22 protein-coding genes are annotated in these 22,028 nt (G+C 62.5%); 16 read left to right on the top strand and 6 right to left on the bottom strand.

Going from position 1 to position 22,028, the window contains the following annotated elements:
• Nucleotides 1-10 precede the first annotated feature (10 nt).
• Nucleotides 11-1,405, top strand: a complete 1,395-nt coding sequence (sthA, locus tag WMW70_RS05960; RefSeq protein WP_341436599.1) for a Si-specific NAD(P)(+) transhydrogenase — start codon at nucleotides 11-13, stop codon at nucleotides 1,403-1,405.
• A gap of 213 nt (nucleotides 1,406-1,618) precedes the next feature.
• Here the strand turns inward: sthA and WMW70_RS05955 are convergent, their stop codons facing one another.
• The 3 genes from WMW70_RS05955 to WMW70_RS05945 are packed head-to-tail and all read right to left on the bottom strand — an operon-like array spanning nucleotide 1,619 to nucleotide 3,230.
• Nucleotides 1,619-2,338, bottom strand: coding sequence for a glycerophosphodiester phosphodiesterase (locus WMW70_RS05955; RefSeq protein WP_341436598.1), 720 nt, complete (start codon nucleotides 2,336-2,338; stop codon nucleotides 1,619-1,621).
• A complete protein-coding gene (locus tag WMW70_RS05950; RefSeq protein WP_341437040.1) occupies nucleotides 2,335-2,637 on the bottom strand; it encodes a phosphodiesterase in 303 nt (100 codons plus the stop codon). The genes WMW70_RS05955 and WMW70_RS05950 overlap by 4 nt, the downstream gene beginning before the upstream one ends.
• An 11-nt stretch (nucleotides 2,638-2,648) precedes the next feature.
• On the bottom strand, nucleotides 2,649-3,230 hold the full coding sequence (locus WMW70_RS05945; protein ID WP_341436597.1) for a PilZ domain-containing protein: 582 nt from the start codon (nucleotides 3,228-3,230) through the stop codon (nucleotides 2,649-2,651).
• A gap of 93 nt (nucleotides 3,231-3,323) precedes the next feature.
• On the opposite strand from WMW70_RS05945, the gene WMW70_RS05940 reads away from it, so the two are divergent.
• From WMW70_RS05940 to WMW70_RS05930, 3 genes are read left to right on the top strand one after another with little or no spacing between them, the layout of a single operon-like run.
• The gene (locus tag WMW70_RS05940) at nucleotides 3,324-4,574 is read left to right on the top strand and encodes a lipoprotein-releasing ABC transporter permease subunit (RefSeq protein WP_341436596.1); all 1,251 of its coding nucleotides are present in this window, start codon (nucleotides 3,324-3,326) and stop codon (nucleotides 4,572-4,574) included.
• Between the two features lie 7 nt (nucleotides 4,575-4,581).
• Entirely contained in the window at nucleotides 4,582-5,265 is a 684-nt protein-coding gene (gene lolD / locus WMW70_RS05935; RefSeq protein WP_341437039.1) for a lipoprotein-releasing ABC transporter ATP-binding protein LolD, read from the top strand.
• The gene (locus WMW70_RS05930) at nucleotides 5,265-6,509 is read left to right on the top strand and encodes a lipoprotein-releasing ABC transporter permease subunit (protein ID WP_341436595.1); all 1,245 of its coding nucleotides are present in this window, start codon (nucleotides 5,265-5,267) and stop codon (nucleotides 6,507-6,509) included. The genes lolD and WMW70_RS05930 overlap by 1 nt, the downstream gene beginning before the upstream one ends.
• A gap of 71 nt (nucleotides 6,510-6,580) precedes the next feature.
• Here the strand turns inward: WMW70_RS05930 and WMW70_RS05925 are convergent, their stop codons facing one another.
• The gene (locus WMW70_RS05925; protein WP_341436594.1) at nucleotides 6,581-7,114 is read right to left on the bottom strand and encodes a DUF2062 domain-containing protein; all 534 of its coding nucleotides are present in this window, start codon (nucleotides 7,112-7,114) and stop codon (nucleotides 6,581-6,583) included.
• Between the two features lie 135 nt (nucleotides 7,115-7,249).
• Here WMW70_RS05925 and WMW70_RS05920 point away from each other — a divergent pair, with 135 nt between their 5' ends.
• From WMW70_RS05920 to murB, 8 genes are all read left to right on the top strand, one after another.
• Nucleotides 7,250-9,475, top strand: coding sequence for a DNA internalization-related competence protein ComEC/Rec2 (locus WMW70_RS05920; protein ID WP_341436593.1), 2,226 nt, complete (start codon nucleotides 7,250-7,252; stop codon nucleotides 9,473-9,475).
• A 72-nt stretch (nucleotides 9,476-9,547) separates the two neighbouring features.
• Complete coding sequence (locus WMW70_RS05915; protein ID WP_341436592.1) at nucleotides 9,548-10,180, top strand: MotA/TolQ/ExbB proton channel family protein; 633 nt, start codon at nucleotides 9,548-9,550, stop codon at nucleotides 10,178-10,180.
• The gene (locus WMW70_RS05910; protein ID WP_341436591.1) at nucleotides 10,177-10,605 is read left to right on the top strand and encodes an ExbD/TolR family protein; all 429 of its coding nucleotides are present in this window, start codon (nucleotides 10,177-10,179) and stop codon (nucleotides 10,603-10,605) included. The genes WMW70_RS05915 and WMW70_RS05910 overlap by 4 nt, the downstream gene beginning before the upstream one ends.
• Nucleotides 10,606-10,618: 13 nt before the next feature.
• Complete coding sequence (gene lpxK / locus WMW70_RS05905) at nucleotides 10,619-11,659, top strand: tetraacyldisaccharide 4'-kinase (RefSeq protein WP_341436590.1); 1,041 nt, start codon at nucleotides 10,619-10,621, stop codon at nucleotides 11,657-11,659.
• Nucleotides 11,660-11,682: 23 nt separating this feature from the next.
• Nucleotides 11,683-11,868 (top strand): Trm112 family protein, encoded by a 186-nt coding sequence (locus WMW70_RS05900; RefSeq protein ID WP_341436589.1) that lies wholly within the window; start codon nucleotides 11,683-11,685, stop codon nucleotides 11,866-11,868.
• Entirely contained in the window at nucleotides 11,869-12,633 is a 765-nt protein-coding gene (gene kdsB / locus WMW70_RS05895) for a 3-deoxy-manno-octulosonate cytidylyltransferase (RefSeq protein WP_341436588.1), read from the top strand.
• Nucleotides 12,633-13,097: a low molecular weight protein-tyrosine-phosphatase gene (locus WMW70_RS05890; RefSeq protein WP_341436587.1), complete on the top strand. Its 465-nt coding sequence runs from the start codon at nucleotides 12,633-12,635 to the stop codon at nucleotides 13,095-13,097. Before kdsB ends, WMW70_RS05890 begins: the two co-directional genes overlap by 1 nt.
• Nucleotides 13,094-14,128 (top strand): UDP-N-acetylmuramate dehydrogenase, encoded by a 1,035-nt coding sequence (gene murB / locus WMW70_RS05885; RefSeq protein WP_341436586.1) that lies wholly within the window; start codon nucleotides 13,094-13,096, stop codon nucleotides 14,126-14,128. The genes WMW70_RS05890 and murB overlap by 4 nt, the downstream gene beginning before the upstream one ends.
• A 176-nt stretch (nucleotides 14,129-14,304) precedes the next feature.
• Here the strand turns inward: murB and rne are convergent, their stop codons facing one another.
• Nucleotides 14,305-17,448 carry a ribonuclease E gene (gene rne, locus WMW70_RS05880; protein ID WP_341436585.1) on the bottom strand — a complete coding sequence of 1,048 codons (3,144 nt, stop codon included), beginning with the start codon at nucleotides 17,446-17,448 and terminating at the stop codon, nucleotides 14,305-14,307.
• Nucleotides 17,449-18,027: 579 nt separating this feature from the next.
• Here rne and rluC point away from each other — a divergent pair.
• The 3 genes from rluC to WMW70_RS05865 are packed head-to-tail and all read left to right on the top strand — an operon-like array spanning nucleotide 18,028 to nucleotide 20,669.
• On the top strand, nucleotides 18,028-18,981 hold the full coding sequence (gene rluC, locus WMW70_RS05875) for a 23S rRNA pseudouridine(955/2504/2580) synthase RluC (protein ID WP_339461857.1): 954 nt from the start codon (nucleotides 18,028-18,030) through the stop codon (nucleotides 18,979-18,981).
• Nucleotides 18,982-18,988: 7 nt separating this feature from the next.
• Complete coding sequence (locus tag WMW70_RS05870) at nucleotides 18,989-19,699, top strand: HAD-IA family hydrolase (protein WP_341437038.1); 711 nt, start codon at nucleotides 18,989-18,991, stop codon at nucleotides 19,697-19,699.
• A complete protein-coding gene (locus WMW70_RS05865; RefSeq protein WP_341436584.1) occupies nucleotides 19,689-20,669 on the top strand; it encodes a S49 family peptidase in 981 nt (326 codons plus the stop codon). Before WMW70_RS05870 ends, WMW70_RS05865 begins: the two co-directional genes overlap by 11 nt.
• A gap of 49 nt (nucleotides 20,670-20,718) precedes the next feature.
• Here the strand turns inward: WMW70_RS05865 and WMW70_RS05860 are convergent, their stop codons facing one another.
• The gene (locus tag WMW70_RS05860) at nucleotides 20,719-21,297 is read right to left on the bottom strand and encodes a Maf family protein (RefSeq protein WP_341436583.1); all 579 of its coding nucleotides are present in this window, start codon (nucleotides 21,295-21,297) and stop codon (nucleotides 20,719-20,721) included.
• 203 nt (nucleotides 21,298-21,500) lie between these two features.
• Here WMW70_RS05860 and WMW70_RS05855 point away from each other — a divergent pair, with 203 nt between their 5' ends.
• Nucleotides 21,501-22,028: a YceD family protein gene (locus WMW70_RS05855; RefSeq protein WP_341436582.1), complete on the top strand. Its 528-nt coding sequence runs from the start codon at nucleotides 21,501-21,503 to the stop codon at nucleotides 22,026-22,028.

Genomic DNA, 22,028 nt, shown 5'->3' with positions numbered 1-22,028 from the left:
AGGAGTAAACATGGCGGTCTACAACTACGATGTGGTGGTGCTGGGCTCAGGCCCGGCGGGTGAGGGCGCGGCAATGAACGCGGCCAAGGCCGGGCGCAAGGTGGCCGTGGTCGATAGCCGGCGCGAAGTCGGCGGCAACTGCACCCACCTGGGCACCATCCCGTCCAAGGCGCTGCGCCACTCGGTGCGGCAGATCATGCAGTTCAACACCAACCCGATGTTCCGTCAGATCGGCGAGCCGCGCTGGTTCTCCTTCCCGGATGTGCTGAAAAGCGCCGAACGGGTGATCGCCAAGCAGGTGACCTCGCGTACTGGTTACTACGCACGCAACCGTATCGATGTGTTTTTCGGCACCGGCAGCTTTGCCGACGAGCAGACCGTCGAAGTGGTGTGCCCCAATGGCGTGGTGGAAACACTGGTGGCCAAGCAGATCGTCATCGCCACCGGCTCGCGGCCTTACCGCCCGGCGGACGTGGACTTTCACCACCCGCGCATCTACGACAGCGACACCATTCTCAGTCTCGGCCATACCCCGCGCCGCATCATCATCTACGGTGCCGGGGTGATCGGTTCCGAGTACGCCTCGATCTTTAGCGGCCTGGGTGTACTGGTCGATCTGATCGACAACCGTGATCAGCTGCTGAGCTTCCTCGATGCGGAAATCTCCGATGCGCTGAGCTATCACCTGCGCAATAACAACGTGCTGATTCGCCACAACGAAGATTACGAAAGCGTTGAAGGTGTGGATAACGGGGTGGTTCTACACCTCAAGTCCGGCAAGAAGATCAAGGCCGACGCCTTTCTCTGGTGCAATGGCCGTACCGGCAACACCGATCAGCTTGGCCTGGAGAATATCGGCATCAAGGTCAACGGTCGTGGCCAGATCGAAGTCGACCAGAGTTACCGCACAGAGGTGTCGAACATCTACGCTGCGGGCGACGTGATCGGCTGGCCGAGCCTGGCCAGTGCGGCGGCCGACCAGGGCCGTTCGGCTGCCGGCAGCATCGTCGACAATGGCACCTGGCGCTTTGTCGATGACGTACCGACTGGCATCTACACGATTCCGGAGATCAGCTCGATCGGCAAGAACGAGCGCGAACTGACCCAGGCCAAGATTCCCTACGAAGTGGGCAAGGCCTTTTTCAAGGGCATGGCCCGGGCGCAGATTTCCCACGAACCGGTGGGCATGCTGAAGATCCTGTTCCACCGCGAGACCCTGGAAGTGCTTGGCGTACACTGTTTCGGCTACCAGGCCTCGGAGATCGTGCATATCGGTCAGGCGATCATGAACCAGAAGGGCGAGGCCAACAGCATCAAGTATTTCGTCAACACCACCTTCAACTACCCGACCATGGCAGAAGCCTACCGGGTGGCGGCGTTCGACGGTCTCAACCGGCTTTTTTGAGCGGCTCCGGCCGGTGGCCTGAGCCGGCCGGGGAGAACCCGTTCAGCGACTCTTGCGACTGGCGTTGGCCAAATCGGGAGAGTTTCTGATCAGGCTTAACGAAAAACCGGCCCTGGTGGCCGGTTTTTTTATGCGTGCTGGGTTGGGTGCTGTTGGTATACAGAGCCGGTGCAACCGGCCTCCAGGTCGCAAATGACTCCCCGGCTACAGCGCCTAGGCCTTGAGCGTCTGCACCGCCAGGCCCGGGAAGTCGGTGATGATGCTGTCCGCACCGAAATCCGCCAGCCGGCGCATCAGCGCCGGTTCGTTGACCGTCCACACCGAGACATGCAGGCCGTTCTTCTGGGCCTTGAGCAGGCGTTCCGGGGTGCACAGGGTCCAGTTCAGGGCCAGCAGGTGGCAGTCGTAGTGCTGGGCCACCTTCAGCGGGTCGAGCCAGGCATATTCGGCCACCAGGCCGCGTTTGAGCTGCGGAGTCAGGTGCAGCAGGGCCGTGAGTACTTCCCGGGAGCTGGAGGTGACGGTGAGCTGGTCGCTTAGCTGGTAGCGCTCAGCCAGCTCGGCAATGGCCTTGACGGTCTGGGCGGCGCGGGTCTTCGAAGCGCTTTTGACTTCCAGCTGCCAATGCTCGAATGGACACTGCTGAAACAGTTCCTCCAGGCGCGGGATAGGGCAGGGGTGGACCCAGCCAGGGCCACCCTTGCGCGCGTCATAACCGACCAGTTCGGCGGCGTCGTGTTCGATCACCTTGCCGCGGTGGCCTGTGGTGCGCTTGAGGCTGGGGTCGTGAATGACCATCAGTTGGCCGTCGCGCGACAGGTGCAGGTCCAGTTCGCAACGGTTTACGCCTGATTCCAGGCATTTCTGGAAACTGACAAGGGTGTTTTCCGGTGCTTCGCCCTTGGCCCCCCGGTGTCCATAAATATGCGTCACTGCTGCTCCTTGTTGGCTGGGGTTGCGCCGGGTTGGTGATGGCGCACGCTGTTGATCACATGCTGGTGTTCGAAATAGACGCTGAATTCGCGGTAATCCCAGCGGGTAATCGGCGGGTTGCCGACGCTGGGATGCTCCTGGTCGGCCAGGCCGAAACGTTCGAGTACCGCGCGCTGCGATTCACCGCGCTGGGGCAGTGCGAGCTGGTTTGCGCCCTGCTGGCCGATAGGAATTTGCAGGACCTCCGCGGCTGCGCCCAGGGGCAGCAGGCAGAGCAATAACAGCAGGCGTGGCAGCATCAGAGTGCTCATCAGGGTGTATCCGGTAGTTCGCGGGCCTGGCGTCGTTCCAGTGCCTGACGTTGCAGGATATGCCGGGCCAGCAGCTGGCGCTGGGCATCGGTCAGGGCTTCGAACGCGGTGCCGATCTCGAACTGTTGCGACGGCAGCGGACTGCAGTGCACCACCTTGGCCCTGAGCAGCAGGCCCAGGGCCTGTGGCATCAGGACCATCTTGATCGCCAGGTGGGTGTCGAGGGCGATGCTCTGCGCGTTGTTGAAGCTCACGCCGCCTTCGGACAGGCTGACCTGGCGCGGCGCGCCGATATCGCGCAGCAGGCTCTGGGCCACGGCTTGGCCGAGCAGGTCGATGCGCTTGTTGATGACCTTGAGGTAGTTGGCCAGGGTGCGGTCGCGTTCGCTGATATGCCGCAGCAGGTGCTGCGACTCGAAGTCCATCAGGTGCAGGTCGCTGAGCAGGTTGAACAGCGGCGAGCTGTCGTGCAGCGCGTCAGTGGCCAGGGCATCTGCGCCGGACAGTGGGGTGAATTCCAGTGCGATCGTATCGTCGATACGATAGTATTCGCGGCGGTCATCTTCATCTTGAGTCGACATGGCGAACCCATGGCAGCAGTAGTGGTCTGAGTGTAAAGCTGCTGGCCAGGCCCCGCCACAAGGACGTTCCTCTTTACCTGCAAAAGCCCTCACATGTTCAGACCTCTGTTCGTATTTATTGGCACGCGCTACACGCGGGCCAAGCGTCGCAACCATTTTGTCTCCTTTATCTCGCTGACTTCGATGATCGGGCTGGCACTGGGTGTGCTGGTGATGATTCTGGTGCTGTCGGTGATGAATGGGTTCGATCACGAAATGCGCACCCGGGTGCTCGGCATGGTGCCGCACGCCACCGTCGAGAGTGCCACGCCGATCGATGACTGGCGCAGCCTGGCCGAGCAGGCCCAGGCCAATCCTCAGGTGCTGGCAGCCGCCCCCTTCAGCCAGATGCAGGGGCTGCTGACCTATGAGGGCAAGGTGCAGAAGGTGCTGATCAACGCGATTGACCCGCTGGAAGAGGTCAAGGTGTCGATTATCGATGACTTCTTCCAGCAGGGCCGGCTGGCGGATCTGCGCCCCGGCGAATTCGGCATGGTGATCGGCGACAAGGCCGCGGCCAAGCTGGGTGTGGGCCTGGGCGACAAGATCACCTTCGTCGCCCCGGAAGTAACCGTTACCCCCGCCGGGATGTTCCCGCGGCTCAAGCGCTTTACCGTGGTTGGCCTGTTTCATGTCGGTGCCGGCGAGATCGACGGTCACCTGGCCTTGACTCATGTGCAGGACCTGGCCCGCCTGCAGCGTTGGCAGGCCGATCAGGTGCAGGGCATTCGCCTGAAATTCGCCGACCTGTTCGAGGCCCCGCGCACGGCCTGGGCGCTGGCGCAGACCCTTGGCGAGGGCGATTACCATGCCCGCGACTGGACCCGCACCCATGGCAACCTGTATCAGGCGATCCGCATGGAGAAGGCGATGATCGGTCTGCTGTTGTTGCTGATCGTCGCGGTGGCGGCCTTCAATATCATCTCCACCCTGGTCATGGTGGTCACCGACAAGAAGGGCGACATCGCCATCCTGCGCACCCTGGGCGCGACGCCGGGGCAGATCATGGCGATTTTTATGGTCCAGGGCACGGTGATCGGGGTGTTCGGCACCGCCATAGGCGCTGTCCTGGGCATCTTCGCCGCGCTCAATGTGAGTGCCGCTATTGCCGCTCTGGAGTCGCTGCTGGGCATGCAGTTTCTCAATGCCGATGTCTACTTTATCGACTATATCCCCTCACAACTGATGCTCCAGGATGTGCTGCTGGTGTGTGCCGCGGCTCTGCTCCTGAGTTTTCTTGCCACCCTTTATCCAGCCTGGCGCGCGGCCCGTACCCAGCCCGCGGAGGCGCTGCGTTATGAGTGATCAGCTTATGCAAGACAAGGCAGTTCTTAGTTGTCGCAACCTCGGTAAAAGTTATGAGGAGGGCCCGCAGTCGGTGGTGGTGCTGGCGGACCTGCAGCTCGAACTGCATCCCGGCGAGCGCCTGGCCATTGTCGGCACTTCCGGCTCGGGCAAGAGCACCCTGCTCAATATGCTCGGCGGCCTGGATACGCCGAGCACCGGCAGTGTCTGGCTGGCGGGCGAAGAGCTGTCGGCGCTGAACGAGAAGGAGCGGGGGCTGCTGCGCAACCGGGCCCTGGGCTTCGTCTATCAGTTCCATCACCTGTTGCCGGAATTCACTGCCCTGGAAAACGTCTGCATGCCGCTGCTGATCGGCCGCACGCCGATCCCCGAAGCCCGGCAGCGTGCTACCGCGCTACTGGAGCGAGTCGGCCTGGGCCATCGCCTGGCGCACAAGCCGTCAGAGTTGTCCGGCGGCGAGCGGCAGCGCGTGGCGATTGCCCGGGCGCTGGTGAACAAGCCGGGGCTGGTGCTGCTCGATGAGCCCACCGGCAACCTCGACCACCACACCGCCCAGGGTATTCAGGAGCTGATGCGCGAGCTGAGCAGCTCTTCGCAGACGGCGTTTCTGGTGGTGACCCACGACATGGGGCTGGCCCGGCAGATGGACCGCATCCTGCGTCTGGAAGACGGCAAGCTGGTGGCTGTCTGATGTTCCGTCCGCTGAGTATCTTTATCGGTATGCGCTATACCGGGGCCAAGCGGCGCAATCACTTTATTTCCTTTATCTCGCTGACTTCGATGATCGGTCTGGCCCTGGGCGTGCTGGCCATGATCGTGGTGCTGTCGGTGATGAACGGTTTCCAGAAGGAAATGAGCACGCGGATTCTCGGCATGGTGCCTCACGCCAGTATCGCCGGAGTGCAGCCGCTGGATGATTGGCAGCAGGTCGCGGCTGCCGCGAAGAACAATCCGCAGGTTGTCGCCGCGGTGCCCTTTGCCGAGCTGGAGGGGATGCTGTCCTTTCGCGGGGCGATGCAGCCGATCCAGTTGCAGGGCGTCGATCCGGCGCTGGAGCCGCAGGTGTCGATCATCGACACGCATATGCAGCAGGGTCGCCTGAGCGATCTGCGCGAGGGTGAGTTCGGCGTGGTGATCGGTGAGATCACCGCACGACGTTTCCAGTTGCAGGTGGGCGACAAGCTGGCGCTGATCGTGCCGGAGCTGAGCAGTGTGCCGGGCGGTATCAGCCCGCGCATGCAGCGTCTGAATGTGGTCGGGGTGTTCAAGGTTGGTGCCGAGCTGGACAGCTCCCTGGCCCTGATCCATGTCGCCGATGCCGCGCATATCCAGCGCATGCAGCCGGGCCAGGTACAGAGCGTGCGCCTGAAGCTGCAGGACCTTTATCAGGCCCCGCAGGTGGCGGCGAGCATTGCCGCCGGTCTGGGGAAGGGCTACAAGGCCAGCGACTGGACCCTGACTCAGGGCAGTCTGTTCAGTGCGATGAAGATGGAGAAGACCATGATCGGTCTGCTGCTGCTGCTGATCGTGGCCGTGGCGGCCTTCAATATCATCGCCACGTTGATCATGGTGGTGGCCGACAAGGGCGGCGATATCGCCATCCTGCGGACGCTGGGAGCCACGCCCAGGCAGATCATGGGGATCTTTATGGTTCAGGGCACGGTGATTGGCGTGACAGGTACGCTGATCGGTGCGCTACTGGGTATTCTCGCCGCCTTGAATGTCAGCCAACTGGTGGGCTGGATCGAGCGTCTGAGCGGCCAGCAGATCATGAGTTCGGATGTGTATTTCATCAGCAACCTGCCGTCGCAGTTGCTGTTCTCCGATGTGCTGCTGATCTGCAGCGCGGCATTTGCCCTGAGTTTTCTGGCGACGCTCTACCCCTCCTGGCGAGCGGCGCAGATACAACCGGCCGATGCGCTGCGTTACGAGTAGGCTAAGCTGCCTGAAACGAAAAAGCCGTTACTGAGTAACGGCTTTTTGCTGTTTAGGAGTCCGACAGGGTTCTAGGGTTGCTGTTCACGCAGGCGGCGTTTTTCCTGGCGTTTGCGCCAGCTGCGCCTGACCCACCAGTGCCAGTAGGCGTTGGTGGCGAAGTAGCCGATCACGGCCAGCACAATGCCCAGCACCAGGGAACCGAGATAGAGCGGTTGCCAGTGGGTCTGCAGCATATGGCCGATCCAGCCCAGGCTCATGTGTTCAGGCATCTGCATGGCCGGCGTGTTTATCAGCCAGGCACCGAGCTTATAGTTGCAATAGAACACCGCGGGCATGGTCACCGGGTTGGTCAGCCAGACCAGGCCGACCGAGATCGGCATATTGGCCCGGGCGGGGATAGCCACCACGGCGGCAACCAGCATCTGCATGGGCATGGGGATCATGGCCCAGAACAGGCCGATGGCCATGGCGCGGGAAACGGAGTGACGGTTGAGGTGCCAGAGATTGGGGTCGTGAATCAAGGCCCCGAGAAAACGCAAGGATTTGCTAGCCTTGATGCGTTCTGGGTTGGGCATGTAGCGCTTGAATAAACGACGCGGCATGAAGGCTCTCGGACGAGGAAAAAGCGCCGATATTATGCACAGTTTAATGGCGGCCTGCTTTCACACTTTGTGACAGCAAATATGCAAAAGCTGAGCGAGGGGTCAGTACCCGGTATCGGCTGATGGAGCGAGTCTATGCGCACAGGGATATTGGCGCTTGCAGCGGGATTGCTTGCGCTGCGCTTTCTACCGGCATTGCCGCCGTTCTGGCTGCTGTGTCTGTTGCCGCTGCTGGGCCTGTTGCTGCTGCCCTCGCGCGCTTACTCCCTGGGTTTCTTTCTGTTCGGCTTGAGCTGGGCCTGCATCTCGGCGCAGTGGGCGCTGGATGACCGCCTGGCCGCCGAGCTCGATGGCCGCACCCTGTGGCTGCAGGGGCAGGTGGTGGGTTTACCCGAGGTAGGCGCGGGGGTGGTGCGTTTTCAGCTACAGGGCGCGCACTCACGGCGGGCCGAGCTGCCTGCCCGCATGCGCCTGGCCTGGTATGGCGGGCCGGCGCTGCAGGCGGGGGAGACCTGGCGGCTGGCGGTGCGCCTCAAGCGCCCCCATGGCCTGGTCAACCCGCAGTCATTCGATTTCGAGGCCTGGCTCCTGGCACAGCGTCTGGGTGCTACCGGCACGGTTAAAAGCGGCGAGTTGCTGCGCGCCGCCAATGGCCTGGGGAGCTGGCGCGACATCCTGCGTCAGCGTCTGCTGGCCACCCCTGCGCAAGGGCGTGAGGGGGCGCTGACGGCACTGGTGCTGGGTGACGGTTCGGGCTTGTCCACCGCCGACTGGCAGGTGCTGCAGAGCACCGGCACCGTGCATCTGATGGTGATTTCCGGACAGCATATCGGCCTGTTGGCGGGCTTGCTGTATGGCCTGGTGGCCAGTCTGGCGCGGCTGGGCTGGTGGCCACGGAGCCTGCCTTGGCTCCCCTGGGCCTGTAGCCTGGCCTTTGCCGGGGCCTTGGGTTATGGGCTGTTGGCGGGTTTCGAGGTGCCGGTGCGGCGCGCCTGCGTGATGGTCGGACTGGTGTTGCTCTGGCGTTGGCGCTTTCGTCATCTGGGCGTCTGGTTGCCGCTGCTACTGGCATTGGTCGCGGTTCTATTGCTGGAGCCCCTGGCCAGCCTGCAGCCGGGTTTCTGGCTGTCGTTTGGCGCGGTATTGCTGTTGATTCTGATCTTCAGTGGCCGCCTTGGTGCATGGCCCTGGTGGCGAAGCCTGGGGCGGGCGCAGTGGGCTATGGCCGTCGGCCTGTTGCCCTTGTTGTTGGCGTTGGGTTTGCCGGTGAGTGTCAGCGGCCCGCTGGCCAATCTGATTGCGGTGCCCGTGGTGGGCATGCTGGTGGTGCCGCTGGCGCTGTTCGGCAGCCTGTTGTTACCGGTACCCTGGTTGGGCAGCAGTGTGCTCTGGCTGGCCGGGGCCGCGCTCGATTTGCTGTTTATCTTGCTCGGGCAGATGGCGACCTGGCTACCGGCCTGGTTGCCCAGCGCATTGCCCCTGTGGGCCTGGTTGCTGGTGCTGCTGGGGGCCTGGCTCTTACTGCTGCCGGCGGGAATCCCGGGGCGCAGCTTGGGTGCGGTGCTGCTGCTGCCGCTGTTGTTCAGCCCGCAGCCGCGCCCGGATTACGCGCAGGCCGAGGTGTGGATGCTGGATGTGGGGCAGGGTCTGGCGGTGCTGGTACGCACCCAGAGGCACGCGCTGCTCTACGATGCCGGGCCGCGCTTCGGCGATTTCGACACCGGCGAGCGGGTGGTATTACCGTCCATGCGGGTCCTGGGTGTGCACGAGCTTGACCTGTTGCTGCTCAGTCATGGCGACAACGACCACGTCGGTGGCGCGCCGGCGATTCAGCGCGGGATGCCGGTACGCCGGATCGTCAGTGGCGAGCCTGGACGCTTGCCCGGCCGGCTACAGGCCGAGGCCTGCGTCAGCGGGCAGCGCTGGGAATGGGATGGCGTGCAGTTCAGCCTCTGGCAGTGGGCGGCCGCCGGCGACGGCAACCAGGCCTCCTGCGTATTGCGGGTCGAGGCCGCTGGCGAGCGTCTGCTCTTGACCGGCGACATCGACAGCCACGCCGAGCAGGCGCTCCTGGCCAGCGATATGACGCCGCGTGCCGAGTGGCTGCTGGCTCCCCACCACGGCAGCCGCGGTTCCTCATCGCAGGCCTTGCTGGCGCAGGTAGCACCTCACGGGGCGCTGATCTCCCGCGGGCAGCACAATGCCTTTGGTCACCCCCATGCCGAGGTGCTGGCGCGCTATCGGGCGGTTTCCGCGGACCTGTACGACAGTGTCGAGCAGGGCGCGGTATTGATTCGCCTGGGCGTTTTCGCGCCAGCGCAGGGTTTGCGCCATCGCGCACGTTTCTGGCGGGAAAAATGAGAACCGCGGCGGTCGGCGTGGCCGCGACCCTATGCTAGAGTGCTGCCACTTTTGTGAAGGGGATCTGCCACCGTGTGGGAACTGGTCAAAGCTGGCGGCTGGATGATGCTGCCAATCATTCTGTGTTCTATCGCAGCGGCCGGCATTATTGCCGAACGCCTGTGGACGCTGCGGCCGAGCCGCATCACCCCACCCAACCTGCTTGGTCAGGTATGGAAGTGGATCAAGGACAAGAAACTCAATAATCAGAAGCTCAAGGAGCTGCGCGCCAATTCGCCCCTTGGGCAGATCCTGGCGGCGGGGCTGGCCAACTCCAAGCATGGTCGCGAGATCATGAAGGAGTGCATCGAGGAAGCCGCGGCGCGGGTCATTCACGACCTGGAGCGCTACCTCAATGCCCTGGGCACCATTGCCGGCATTGCGCCGCTGTTGGGCCTGCTCGGCACGGTGCTGGGCATGATCGAGATCTTCAGCTCCTTTATGGGGGCGGGCATGGCCAATGCACCGATACTCGCTGCCGGTATTTCCAAGGCCCTGATCACCACGGCGGCAGGCCTGATGGTGGCTATCCCTGCGCTGTTCTTCCACCGCTACCTGCAGCGCCGTATCGACGAGCTGGTGGTCGGCATGGAGCAGGAGGCGATCAAGCTGGTGGAAGTGGTACAGGGTGACCGTGACGTCGATCTGGGTGAGGACAAGGCGTGAAATTCCGGCGCAAACCGCGGGAAAACGTCGAAATCAACCTGGCCTCGTTGATCGACGTGGTGTTTATCCTGCTGCTGTTCTTTGTGGTCACTACCACCTTTACCCGCGAGACCCAGCTCAAGGTCGATCTGCCGGAGGCCGCCAGTGGCACGCCGCCGGAGCAGACCGAGCTGAAGCAGCTGGAGGTGCTGATCGCGGCCGATGGCAGTTATTCGCTGAATGCCAAGGCCTTGCTGAAAAGCGATCTGGACAGCCTGATGGCGGCCCTGCAGAAAGAGTCAGCGGGCGATAACAGCCTGCCGCTGATTATCAGTGCCGACGCCCAGACCCCGCATCAGGCCGTGATCACCGCCATGGATGCTGCAGGCAAGCTGGGTTTTGCCCATCTGCGCATCACTACGGTCGAGACTCAGGCCGCGCCTTGAGGGTTACTCGCTTATGAGCCTGGCCGAGCGTCTGACAACTGCCTGGTATGCCGGTCACCCGGCGCTGGTGCTGTTGCGGCCGCTGGAGTGGCTCTACCGTGCGGTGGTGCAGCGTAAGCGCGCGCGCTTTCTGGCGGGCGAGGGCGAGATTTACCGCGCTCCCTTACCGGTGCTGGTGGTGGGTAATATCACCGTCGGCGGCACCGGCAAGACCCCGCTGATTCTTTGGCTGATCGAGCATTGCCGTAGCCGCGGCCTGCGCGTGGGGGTGGTCAGTCGCGGTTATGGTGCGCAGCCACCCAGCCTGCCCTGGCGGGTTCGGGCAGACGACTCGGCCAGCGTCGCCGGCGATGAGCCGCTGCTGATCGTGCAGCGCAGCGGCGTGCCGCTGATGATCGACCCGGATCGCGGTCGCGCGGTGGCAAGCCTGTTGCGTGCCGAGCAGCTGGACCTGATTCTCAGCGACGATGGCCTGCAGCACTATCGCCTGGCCCGTGATCTGGAACTGGTGCTGATCGATGCGGCGCGCGGCCTGGGCAATCGCCGCTGCCTGCCAGCCGGCCCCCTGCGCGAGCCGCTGGAGCGCCTGCACAGTGTCGATGCGCTGCTGTACAACGGCGCGAGCGAGGATCCCCAGGGCGGCTACAGTTTCAATCTGCAGCCCCAGGCCCTGATCAATCTGCTCAGCGGCGAAACTCGCTCCCTTGAGCATTTCCCTCCGGGCCAGGCCCTGCACGCGGTGGCCGGTATCGGTAACCCGCAGCGTTTCTTCAACACCCTCGAAGGGCTACACTGGCGGCCTGTCAGGCATGCCTTTGCCGATCATGCGCCGTACAGCGCCGAGGTGCTGAATTTCAGCCCGGCGCTGCCAGTGGTGATGACGGAAAAGGATGCGGTCAAATGCCGAGCCTTTGCTGCGCCCGACTGGTGGTACCTGGCGGTCGATGGTCAGCCATCGCCCGCATTTGTCGCCTGGCTCGATGGGCAGTTGCAGGGTTTGCTGCCGCATCGCTGGCACTGCGCCGATTCCGCGAGCCCGTCTCGCCCCGTGTAGCCGCTCTACCTCAAGGATTTCCCATGGACCCGAAACTACTCGATATCCTCGCCTGCCCGCTGTGCAAGGGCCCGCTGAAACTCGCAGCGGACAAGAGCGAGTTGATCTGCAAGGCCGATGCCCTGGCTTTTCCCGTGCGTGACGGGATTCCGGTGATGCTGGGGAGCGAAGCCCGCACCCTGACTGTCGACGAGCGCCTGGACAAGTAAATGACTACAGCCTTTACCGTTGTGATCCCGGCGCGCTTTGCCTCCAGCCGCCTGCCGGGCAAGCCGCTGCAGGATATTGCCGGCAAGCCGATGATCCAGCATGTCTGGGAGCAGGCCTGCAAGAGCAGTGCGCAGCAGGTGGTGGTGGCCACCGACGATGCGCGCATCGTCGAGGTCTGCCGCGGCTTTGGTGCGCAGGTGGTACTCACCGACGCCTCCCACAACTCCGGCACCGACCGCCTGGCCGAAGTGGCCACGGCTCTGGGCCTGGCGGCCGACGCCATAGTCGTCAACGTGCAGGGCGACGAACCGCTGATTCCGCCGGCCATCATCGATCAGGTGGCGGCCAATCTCGCGGCCAACCCGCAGGCGGCTATCGCTACCCTGGCCGAGCCGATCGAGGATGTGCAGGCGCTGTTCAACCCCAATGTGGTCAAGGTGGTCAGTGACAAGACTGGCCTGGCCCTGACCTTTAGCCGCGCGCCGCTGCCCTGGGCGCGGGATGCCTTCGCCCAGAGCCGCGACGAGCTGCCAGCAGGCGTGCCATACCGCCGGCATATCGGCATCTACGCCTACCGTGCACAGTTTCTCCACGACTTCGTCGCCTGGGGCCCGTGCTGGCTGGAAGACACCGAGTGCCTGGAGCAGCTGCGCGCGCTCTGGCATGGCGTGCGTATCCATGTCGCCGACGCCCTTGAGGCACCGCCCGCCGGGGTCGACACCCAGGAAGACCTCGAGCGCGTTCGCCGCCTGCTGGGGGCCTGATGCGCGTTCTGTTTGTCTGCCTGGGCAATATCTGCCGCTCGCCCACGGCCGAAGGCGTGTTGCGCCACAAGCTGCGTGAAGCAGGGCTGGAAGGGCGCATCGAGGTCGATTCGGCTGGCACTGGCGACTGGCATGTGGGCAAGGCGGCGGACATCCGCACGCGTCAGGCCGCGCAGCTGCGTGGCTATGACCTCTCTGCATTGCGCGGACGGCAGGTCCAGGCTGCAGATTTTCATGCCTTCGACCTGATTCTGGCCATGGACAACAGCAATCTGCGCGACTTGCAGCACCTGCGCCCGGGCGACGCCTTGACCGAACTGGATCTGTTTCTGCGCCGCTATCAGCTTGCTCTCGATGAAGTCCCTGACCCCTATTACGGCGGCGAGGCAGGTTTTGCTCAGGTGCTGGATTTACTCGAGCAAGCCTGTGATGCCCTGGTTATCGAACTCAAGGGGCGCTTATGAGCCTGCAGATTCGCCCCCAGGTATCGCTGAAGCCTTACAACAGCTTTGCCGTCGAGGCCTCGGCCAGCCATTTTGTCGAGGCGTGCAACGATCAGCAGGTGACTGAGGCCCTGGCATACGCCCAGGCGCAGCAGCTGCCGGTGCTACTGCTCGGCGGTGGCAGCAACCTGCTGCTGACCCGTGATGTCGATGCCCTGGTGCTGCGCATGGCCAGCCGCGGCATTCGTGTGTTGAGTGATGACGGCCAGCGTGTAGTGATCGAAGCGGAGGCGGGCGAGCCCTGGCATCCCTTTGTGCAATGGACGCTGGCCCAGGGCTTTGCCGGACTGGAAAACCTCAGCCTGATTCCCGGCACCGTGGGCGCGGCCCCGGTGCAGAATATCGGCGCTTATGGGGTTGAGCTGAAAGACCTGTTTGCCGGGTTGACGGCACTCGACCGGTTGAGCGGCGAGCTGCGCGAGTTTTCCCTGCAGGACTGCGCCTTTGCCTACCGCGACAGCCTGTTCAAGCGCGAAAGCGGGCGTTGGGTCATCCTTCGTGTGCGCTTTGCCTTGAGTCGCGCCGCGGCACTGCATCTGGATTACGGCCCGGTGCGTCAGCGTCTGGCGGAACAGGGCATCAATGCGCCGACGGCGCTGGATGTCAGTCAGGCCATCTGCGCCATTCGCAGCGAAAAACTGCCGGACCCTGCTGAGTTGGGCAATGCCGGCAGCTTTTTCAAGAATCCCCTGGTGTCTGCCGAACTGGCGCAACGCCTGCGCGCCGAGCATACCGATCTGGTGGCCTATCCCCAGGTGGTGGATGGGCAGGCGGACGGGCAGGTCAAGCTGGCCGCTGGCTGGCTGATAGAGCGTGCGGGCTGGAAGGGCTTTCGCGAGGGGGATGCCGGGGTGCATCGCTTGCAGGCATTGGTACTGGTCAATTACGGCACGGCCACGGGGGCCCAGTTGCTGACGCTGGCCCGGCGCATTCAGGCGGATATCGCCCAGCGTTTTGCGGTGGAGTTGGAGATCGAACCAAACGTGCTGTAAGGCGTTTTTAGCAGCAGCGAACAGATTGCCGGTCGCGCTCTAACAATGACTGGAATAAAAAAGGGGATGCCGAAGCATCCCCTTTTTTATAGCTCGCCATCCCTGGCAGCTACCCTGCGGGCCGTCGCTACGCGACGTTAAAAATTGCTCCAGGCAATTTTTTATTGCCGGGTGGATCAGATCTGCGGTTTGACCACTTCTTTATCCTGCTCTTCAGCGTCCACTTCAGTAAACAGCGAGCTTTGCGACTCCTGGTTTACTTCTGCTTGCGCGTCTTCAGCCTTGGGCTCGACGGCTTCGATGCTCTCAGGTGCTTCGGCTGCAGCTTCAACTACGGCTTCGGCAGCCGGCTCTTCAGCCACGGGTGCGGCGGCTTCGACCTGCGTAGCAGCAGCTTGGGCTTCAGCCGCTTCGCGGGCAAGGCGTTCGGCTTCACGCTGGCGACGACGCACTTCGCGCGGATCGTTGGGCGCTCGGCCACTGCTGCTGACGACCACGGCCGGTGCTTCTTCGGCGATCGGGGCTGCCACAACCGGTGCGGCTTCGACGATCACTGGTGCGGCTACTTCGGCCTGTTCCACTGCTACCGGAGCCGTTTCCTCTACAGCAGCGGGCGCTGCAACAGTGGGCTCGACTTCGCTGCTCGCGACAGGTGCCGGCGTCTCGACGATCGGGCTGTCGACAGTTTCGGCTGCTACTTCGGTTACTTCCGCCGCTTCAACCACTTCAGCAACTTCGCTGACCTGCGCAGTTTCTGCTGCGGCCTCGGCTACAACCTGGGCTACCGGGGCGGTTTCGCTTGGCTGCTCGATGGTTGCGTTCGGGCTGGTTTCTGCGGTGCTGGTCGCGGCCTCGGCAACTGCGGCGGTGACTGCTGCGGTTACCAGTGCCGGAGTGCCGGCCTCTTCGCTGCTTTCTTCGCCAGCTTCTTCGCTGCCTTCGATCAGGTTGCCGTTGGCATCACGCTGACGCTCGCGGCGATTGCTGCGACGACGCTGACCACGGGAGCGGCGACGTGGACGATCGCCACCTTCGCTGCCTTCCTGTTCATCGTCCTGCAGGGCTTCTTCAGTGTTCAGCACTTCCTCGTCGGCGGCAGCTGCAGCCTGCTCGGCACGCGGCTGGCGCTCTTCACGCGGCGCACGCGGCTGGCGCGGTTCGCGTTGCGGACGTTCGGCACGTACTTCTTCGCTTACGGTTGGGCTATCACCTTGCACGGCATCCAGCGGCTCACGCAGTTCGCGCGGCTGGCGCTCTTCGCGGGGCTTGCGTTCGCGTGGTTGGCGTTCTTCGCGTGGCGGACGGGACTGGCGCACTTCCTGTGGTTCGCGAACCTCGACAACCTCGCGCGGGGTGCGTTCTTCACGCGGTGCACGCTCTTCGCGCGGGGCGCGTTCTTCACGGGGCGCACGTTCTTCACGGGCTACACGTGGCTGGCGTTCTTCGCGCGGGGCACGGTCTTCACGGGGGGCGCGCTCTTCACGCGGCTTGCGCTCTTCGTCGCGACGGCCACCACGGCTGCGGTTCTGCTGGCGGCCATTACGGCGTTCATCGCTGCGTTGTGGGCGCTCGCTGGTTTTCTTCTCGATAACGACCGGTTTTTCTTCTTCCTTGCCGGCAAACAGACTGACCAGCGACTTGACCAGGCCCTTGAACAGGCTGGGTTCGGCGGCGGCAGTCACAGGCGCAACGGCAACGGCTTCAGTTGGGGTCGGCGTCGGTGCAGTACGCTGCGGCGCGGTCTTTATTGCGGCTTCCTGGCGAACCAGGGTGCGGGTGGCGGCGGACTGCTTTTCTTCTTCCACTTCAACCGCAGCCATTTCATAGCTGGACTGGGTGGATTGGGCTTCCGGGCTGTCGTCACGGATGCGCTGCACTTCGAAGTGCGGGGTTTCCAGGTGGTCGTTCGGCACGATGACGATGCGCGCACGGGTGCGCAGTTCGATCTTGGTGATCGAGTTGCGCTTCTCGTTGAGCAGGAAGGCGGCGACCGGGATCGGTACCTGGGCGCGGACTTCAGCGGTGCGGTCCTTCAGGGCTTCTTCTTCGATCAGGCGCAGAATCGCCAGGGACAGGGATTCGACGTCGCGGATAATGCCCTGACCGTTGCAGCGCGGGCAGACGATGCCGCTGGTTTCACCCAGGGACGGACGCAGGCGCTGACGGGACATTTCCAGCAGGCCGAAACGCGAGATGCGACCGACCTGTACGCGGGCACGGTCGGCTTCCAGGCTTTCGCGGACTTTCTCTTCCACGGCGCGCTGGTTTTTGGCCGGGGTCATGTCGATAAAGTCGATGACGATCAGGCCGCCGATATCACGCAGGCGCAGCTGGCGGGCGATTTCTTCGGCCGCTTCCAGGTTGGTCTGCAGGGCGGTTTCTTCAATGTCGCTGCCTTTGGTGGCGCGCGCCGAGTTGATGTCGATGGACACCAGGGCTTCGGTCGGATCGATGACGATGGAGCCGCCGGACGGCAGTTTCACTTCGCGCTGGAAGGCGGTTTCGATCTGGCTTTCGATCTGGAAACGGTTGAACAGCGGCACGCTGTCTTCATACAGCTTGATCTTGCTGGCGTACTGCGGCATCACCTGATTGATAAAGCTCAGGGCTTCCTGTTGCGCTTCGACGCTGTCGACCAGCACTTCGCCGATGTCCTGACGCAGGTAGTCGCGGATGGCGCGGATGATCACGTTGCTTTCCTGATAAATCAGGAAAGGGGCGGCGCGGTCCAGGGAAGCTTCTTTGATGGCGGTCCAGAGTTGCAGCAGGTAATCCAGGTCCCACTGCATTTCTTCGCTGGAGCGGCCCAGGCCTGCGGTGCGCACGATCAGGCCCATATCGCTTGGGGCGACCAGGCCATTCAGCGCTTCGCGCAGTTCATTGCGCTCTTCGCCTTCGATACGGCGCGAGATGCCACCGGCGCGAGGGTTGTTCGGCATCAGTACCAGGTAACGACCGGCCAGGCTGATAAAGGTGGTCAGGGCTGCGCCCTTGTTGCCACGCTCTTCTTTCTCGACCTGAACGATGACTTCCTGGCCTTCCCTGAGCACGTCCTTGATGTTGACGCGGCCTTCGGGGGCCTTGCTGAAGTATTCGCGGGAGATTTCTTTGAGCGGGAGGAAGCCGTGGCGTTCCGAACCGAAGTCAACGAAGGCGGCTTCGAGGCTGGGTTCTACGCGGGTGATCTTGCCTTTGTAGATGTTGGATTTTTTCTGCTCGCGGGCACCGGACTCGATGTCCAGGTCGTAGAGTTTCTGCCCATCTACCAGGGCGACACGCAACTCTTCGGGTTGAGTTGCGTTAATCAGCATTCTTTTCATGTAGTACCGTCGGTTTCCGGTGCTGGCGGAAGCGGCGTTCGGCACACACGACTTCAGGGTCGGTGTCAGGCGCGTCTAGAACGGTCGTAAAGCGTTCCATTGTCGAGCGGCAATCAGCCAGTTGGGCTGGGCCGCGACGGACGTCTCCTGCTCGCTGTTGTGACAGAAAGCACTAAGTCAGGAGGAGGAATCAGCTGTCGGTAGCGGACGAGATAAAGCGTCTTGGTGTAAAGCAATTGCTACGCGGACCGACAGTTGTACATCTCCACCCTACACGTATCGCTGAAAATCGGGTGCCGCTCGCGAAAATCCGCAGCGGGTTAACTATTACCGCGGCCGTCCAAAGGGGAAGGTCGCGCGTCATGGCTTGAAGGCTTTATTTCCGAGTTGTTCGCGGTCTTGGCGACCTTACTTTCTGCGAATAACCCGTCGGACGGCCTCGCGTCCAGAATGGGTTGCGTTGGTTGGGGATGGCAGTTTTGGCGATCATCCGCAAACCAGGCCGCTTTTGGCGGCGTCCCGACTATAGCAGCAATGATTAAGTGCTTCAAATCCATAAAAAATTGTTATGATTGCGCGATGACGACTCCTACCTCTCCAACCTCTGGCGTTCAGCTACTTGAGGTTGCGCCGGAACTTGCCGGCCAGCGCATCGATAACTTTCTTCGCACCCAGCTCAAAGGCGTGCCCAAGACCTTGATTTACCGCATTTTGCGCAAAGGCGAAGTGCGGGTGAACAAGGGGCGGATCAAGCCCGAGTACAAGCTGCAGGCCGGCGATATCATTCGCGTGCCGCCGCTGCGCCTGGCCGAGCGTGACGAGCCCGAGCCTCTGGCTCAGGGGCTTTTGCAGCGCCTGGAGGCGGCCATCGTCTATGAGGACAAGGCCCTGATTGTGCTCAACAAGCCCGCGGGCATCGCCGTGCATGGCGGCAGTGGCCTCAACTACGGGGTGATCGAAGCCTTCCGTCAGTTGCGGCCCGATGCCAAGGATCTGGAGCTGGTGCATCGCCTGGATCGCGATACGTCGGGGCTGTTGATGATCGCCAAGAAGCGCAGCATGTTGCGTCATCTGCACGAAGCCTTGCGTGGCGATGGCGTGGATAAACGCTATATGGCGCTGGTGCGTGGCCATTGGGCGACCGCCAAGAAGCAGGTCAATGCACCGCTGCTTAAGAGCAATCTGCGCTCGGGTGAGCGCATGGTCGAGGTCAATCCCGAGGGCAAGGAGGCGCTGACGATCTTCCGTGTACTGCGCCGTTTCGGCGAGTTCGCCACCCTGGTCGAAGCCAAGCCAGTGACCGGGCGTACTCACCAGATCCGTGTGCATGCCCAGCACGCCGGGCATTGTATTGCTGGTGACAGCAAGTATGGCGACGACGACTTCACCAAGGAAATTCGCGGCCTGGGCGGCAAGCGCCTGTTCCTGCATGCCTATGAGTTGGTGGTGCCGCTGCCGGATGGTGGTCAGTTGAAGCTGGCGGCTCCGGTCGACGAGATGTGGGCGCGGACCGTGGAGCGTCTCGGTGCCTGACTTTCAGATGCGTGATTGTCAGGAGCGTGGCTATCGGCTGCTGATCTTCGATTGGGACGGCACGCTGGTCGATTCCATCGGGCGTATCGTCACGGCCATGCATCTGGCGGCGGATGTCTGTGAGCTACCGCGCTGCACGGATGAGCAGGTGCGCGGCATTATTGGCTTGGGTTTGCCTGAGGCGATTCGCTGCCTCTATCCGGATCTGCATGATCAGGGTCGTTCCCAGCGCCTGCGCCATAGCTACAGCGAAAACTACCTGGCTCTTGAGTCCGAGCCTTCGGCTCTGTTCCATGGGGTGGCTGAAGGGCTGGAAGCCTTTCGTGCCGAGGGCTATCGTCTGGCGGTAGCGACTGGCAAAGGGCGGCATGGTCTGCAGCGGGTGCTGGCTGATCGTGGCTGGCTGGATTATTTCGATTACAGTCGTTGCGCGGATGAAACGGCGAGCAAGCCGGACCCGCTGATGCTGCACGAAATTCTTGCGCAAAGCGGTGTAACTGCCGGTCAGGCGCTAATGGTGGGTGACTCGTCCTTCGATCTGTTGATGGCGCAGCGCGCTGGCATGGATTGTGTGGCGGTGGGTTATGGTGCTCAGCCTCTGCAGGCGTTGCGTGAGTGTCAGCCGACGCTGGCAATAGAATGTTTCACCGAATTGCGCGCCTGGCTGGAGCGGCGTGCGGTTGGGCAATCAGTTGAGGTGAGAGAGCATGTCGGATGAATGGAAGGCATCGGCTACGGCGGATGACGATGGCAAAAGCTGGAAGCTGCTGGAAAAGACCTTGCTGGCGGGCGTGCAGGAGCAGCGTAGGGCGCGGCGCTGGGGGATTTTCTTCAAGCTGTTGACCTTTATCTACCTGTTTGGCGCTCTGGTGCTGTTTTCACCGTTGCTCGATATGAAAAAGGGTGTGGCGGGCGGTACCGCGCATACTGCGGTGATCGAGGTGCGCGGAATGATTGCCGACAAGGAGTCGGCCAGTGCCGACAATATTGTTGGCAGCCTGCGGGCGGCGTTTGAGGATGCAAATACCCGGGGCGTGATCCTGCGTATTAACAGTCCGGGCGGCAGTCCGGTGCAGTCGGGTTATATCTATGACGAGATTCGCCGCCTGCGCGCAGAGTACCCGGCGATCAAGCTGTATGCAGTGATCACCGATCTGGGAGCTTCGGGTGCCTATTACATTGCCAGTGCGGCTGATGAGATTTATGCCGACAAGGCCAGTCTGGTCGGCTCCATCGGTGTGACTGCGGCAACCTTTGGCTTTGTTGGGGTGATGGAGAAACTGGGTGTGGATCGTCGCGTCTATACCTCCGGCGAGCACAAGGCGTTTCTCGACCCGTTCCAGCCGCAAAAGGCCGAAGAGACCGAGTTCTGGCAGGGCGTTCTGGAGACTACTCATCGACAGTTTATTGCCAGCGTCAAGCAGGGGCGCGGTGAGCGCTTAAAGGATGCCGAGCATCCAGAACTGTTTTCGGGTCTGGTCTGGTCGGGTGAGCAGGCCCTGCAACTGGGCTTGATCGATGCGCTGGGCAATACCAGCTATGTGGCGCGTGAGGTGATTGGTGAGAAAGAACTGGTCGACTTCACGGTGAAGGAGTCGCCGCTGGATCGCTTTGCGAAAACCCTGGGTTCCAGCGTTGCCGAGCATGTGGCGATGTGGATGGGCTTTCAGGGGCCGTCGCTGCGCTGATTGTTATTGTGTTTCGAGCAAGCCCGATCATTTGATCGGGCTTGTGCGTTTATGGGATATCGATTCCAGCGCCCAGCAGCATGTCCACCAGGCGGATCAGGGGTAGGCCGATCAGGCTGTTGCTGTCGCTGCCTTCGGTGCTGCGAAACAGGCTGATGCCCAAGCCTTCGGCCTTGAAGCTGCCGGCGCAGTCATAGGGCTGCTCGGCGTGCAGGTAGCGGGTGATCTGGGCGTCGCTGAGTGGGCGAAAGTGTACGGTGAAGGGGATGCAGTCGGTCTGACTGACACCGCTGTGGCTGTCGAGCAGCGTCAGGCCGGTGAGGAAGGTGACGCTGTTGCCGCTGGCGGCAAGCAACTGCTCGCGGGCGCGCTCGAAATTATGCGGCTTGCCGAGAATCTGCTGGCCGAGCACGGCAACCTGGTCCGAGCCGATAATCAGGTGCTGGGGGTGGCTGTTGCGCAGGGCCTGGGCTTTTTCCAGGGACAGGCGACGCACCAGGCTGTCTGCGCTTTCATCTGCTCGGCGGGACTCGTCGATATCCGGGGCGCACCAACTGAAGGGCAGGCGTAGGCGGGCGAGCAGTTCGCGTCTGTAGGGTGAGCTGGATGCGAGCACCAGGGGCAGCATATTGATTTCCTTATAGGGTGGCGGGCGCGTTCGTCTTCCTTATCCGGCGCTTTGCGCCGTCGTCTCCCTGAGGGAGAAGGCATCAAGGAGGTTGTCGCTGCGCGCCTTCGGCTTAAGGCGGCGATTTTAACGGTGGCGACAGATGCTGGACAGGCCGAATTTCCTTTGACAGCGGCGGGTCGCATCCCTAGAATGCGCCGCCTATGTCAAATGCACCGATTCCACCTCACGTTGATCCGCGCAAACTTGCTGATCGTGGCGCCACCCTTGAAGGTGATTTGCCACTGGCCGATTTGCCGCGACTCTGCGACCCACTTGCCGATAACCAAGGCGTGGTTCGTGCGAAGTTTTTCTTCGAGCGTGACGAGCGTAATGCCGTGGTTATCCATAGCGAGCTTGCGGTTGAGGTCAAGATGGTATGCCAGCGTTGTCTGGACCTGGTCGTTCTGCCGATCCATAGCGAGTGTGATTACGCCGTGGTGAAAGAGGGAGCGAATACCCAGTCCGTGCCGCAAGGCTATGACGTGCTGGAGCTGGGTGAAGACCCATTGGATCTGCTGGCGCTGGTCGAGGAGGAGCTGTTGCTCGCCTTACCCATTGTCCCGGCTCATGACCCTAAAGATTGCCAGCAACCGGCTGGGCTCGATGAGCCCGAGCCGAGCGAGGACGAGGTAACGCGGTCCAACCCGTTCAATGTATTGGCGCAGTTAAAGCGTGACCCAAACGTTTAG

Source organism: Pseudomonas sp. XK-1 (genome assembly GCF_038069885.1).
In the GTDB taxonomy this organism is placed as follows: Bacteria; Pseudomonadota; Gammaproteobacteria; order Pseudomonadales; family Pseudomonadaceae; genus Aquipseudomonas.
Note: the sequence above shows the minus strand (reverse complement) of the source record. Positions and strands in the feature narration are given on the sequence as shown.

Coding starts and splice junctions, on each gene's coding strand:
- WMW70_RS05870 (WP_341437038.1), top strand. CDS start 18,989: ATGCGTGATTGTCAGGAGCGTGGCTATCGGCTGCTGATCTTCGATTGG.
- sthA (WP_341436599.1), top strand. CDS start 11: ATGGCGGTCTACAACTACGATGTGGTGGTGCTGGGCTCAGGCCCGGCG.
- WMW70_RS05890 (WP_341436587.1), top strand. CDS start 12,633: ATGCGCGTTCTGTTTGTCTGCCTGGGCAATATCTGCCGCTCGCCCACG.
- WMW70_RS05900 (WP_341436589.1), top strand. CDS start 11,683: ATGGACCCGAAACTACTCGATATCCTCGCCTGCCCGCTGTGCAAGGGC.
- kdsB (WP_341436588.1), top strand. CDS start 11,869: ATGACTACAGCCTTTACCGTTGTGATCCCGGCGCGCTTTGCCTCCAGC.
- rluC (WP_339461857.1), top strand. CDS start 18,028: ATGACGACTCCTACCTCTCCAACCTCTGGCGTTCAGCTACTTGAGGTT.
- lpxK (WP_341436590.1), top strand. CDS start 10,619: ATGAGCCTGGCCGAGCGTCTGACAACTGCCTGGTATGCCGGTCACCCG.
- WMW70_RS05920 (WP_341436593.1), top strand. CDS start 7,250: ATGCGCACAGGGATATTGGCGCTTGCAGCGGGATTGCTTGCGCTGCGC.
- WMW70_RS05865 (WP_341436584.1), top strand. CDS start 19,689: ATGTCGGATGAATGGAAGGCATCGGCTACGGCGGATGACGATGGCAAA.
- WMW70_RS05855 (WP_341436582.1), top strand. CDS start 21,501: ATGTCAAATGCACCGATTCCACCTCACGTTGATCCGCGCAAACTTGCT.
- WMW70_RS05925 (WP_341436594.1), bottom strand. CDS start 7,114: ATGCCGCGTCGTTTATTCAAGCGCTACATGCCCAACCCAGAACGCATC.
- WMW70_RS05950 (WP_341437040.1), bottom strand. CDS start 2,637: ATGCTGCCACGCCTGCTGTTATTGCTCTGCCTGCTGCCCCTGGGCGCA.
- WMW70_RS05940 (WP_341436596.1), top strand. CDS start 3,324: ATGTTCAGACCTCTGTTCGTATTTATTGGCACGCGCTACACGCGGGCC.
- lolD (WP_341437039.1), top strand. CDS start 4,582: ATGCAAGACAAGGCAGTTCTTAGTTGTCGCAACCTCGGTAAAAGTTAT.
- murB (WP_341436586.1), top strand. CDS start 13,094: ATGAGCCTGCAGATTCGCCCCCAGGTATCGCTGAAGCCTTACAACAGC.
- WMW70_RS05860 (WP_341436583.1), bottom strand. CDS start 21,297: ATGCTGCCCCTGGTGCTCGCATCCAGCTCACCCTACAGACGCGAACTG.
- WMW70_RS05930 (WP_341436595.1), top strand. CDS start 5,265: ATGTTCCGTCCGCTGAGTATCTTTATCGGTATGCGCTATACCGGGGCC.
- WMW70_RS05945 (WP_341436597.1), bottom strand. CDS start 3,230: ATGTCGACTCAAGATGAAGATGACCGCCGCGAATACTATCGTATCGAC.
- rne (WP_341436585.1), bottom strand. CDS start 17,448: ATGAAAAGAATGCTGATTAACGCAACTCAACCCGAAGAGTTGCGTGTC.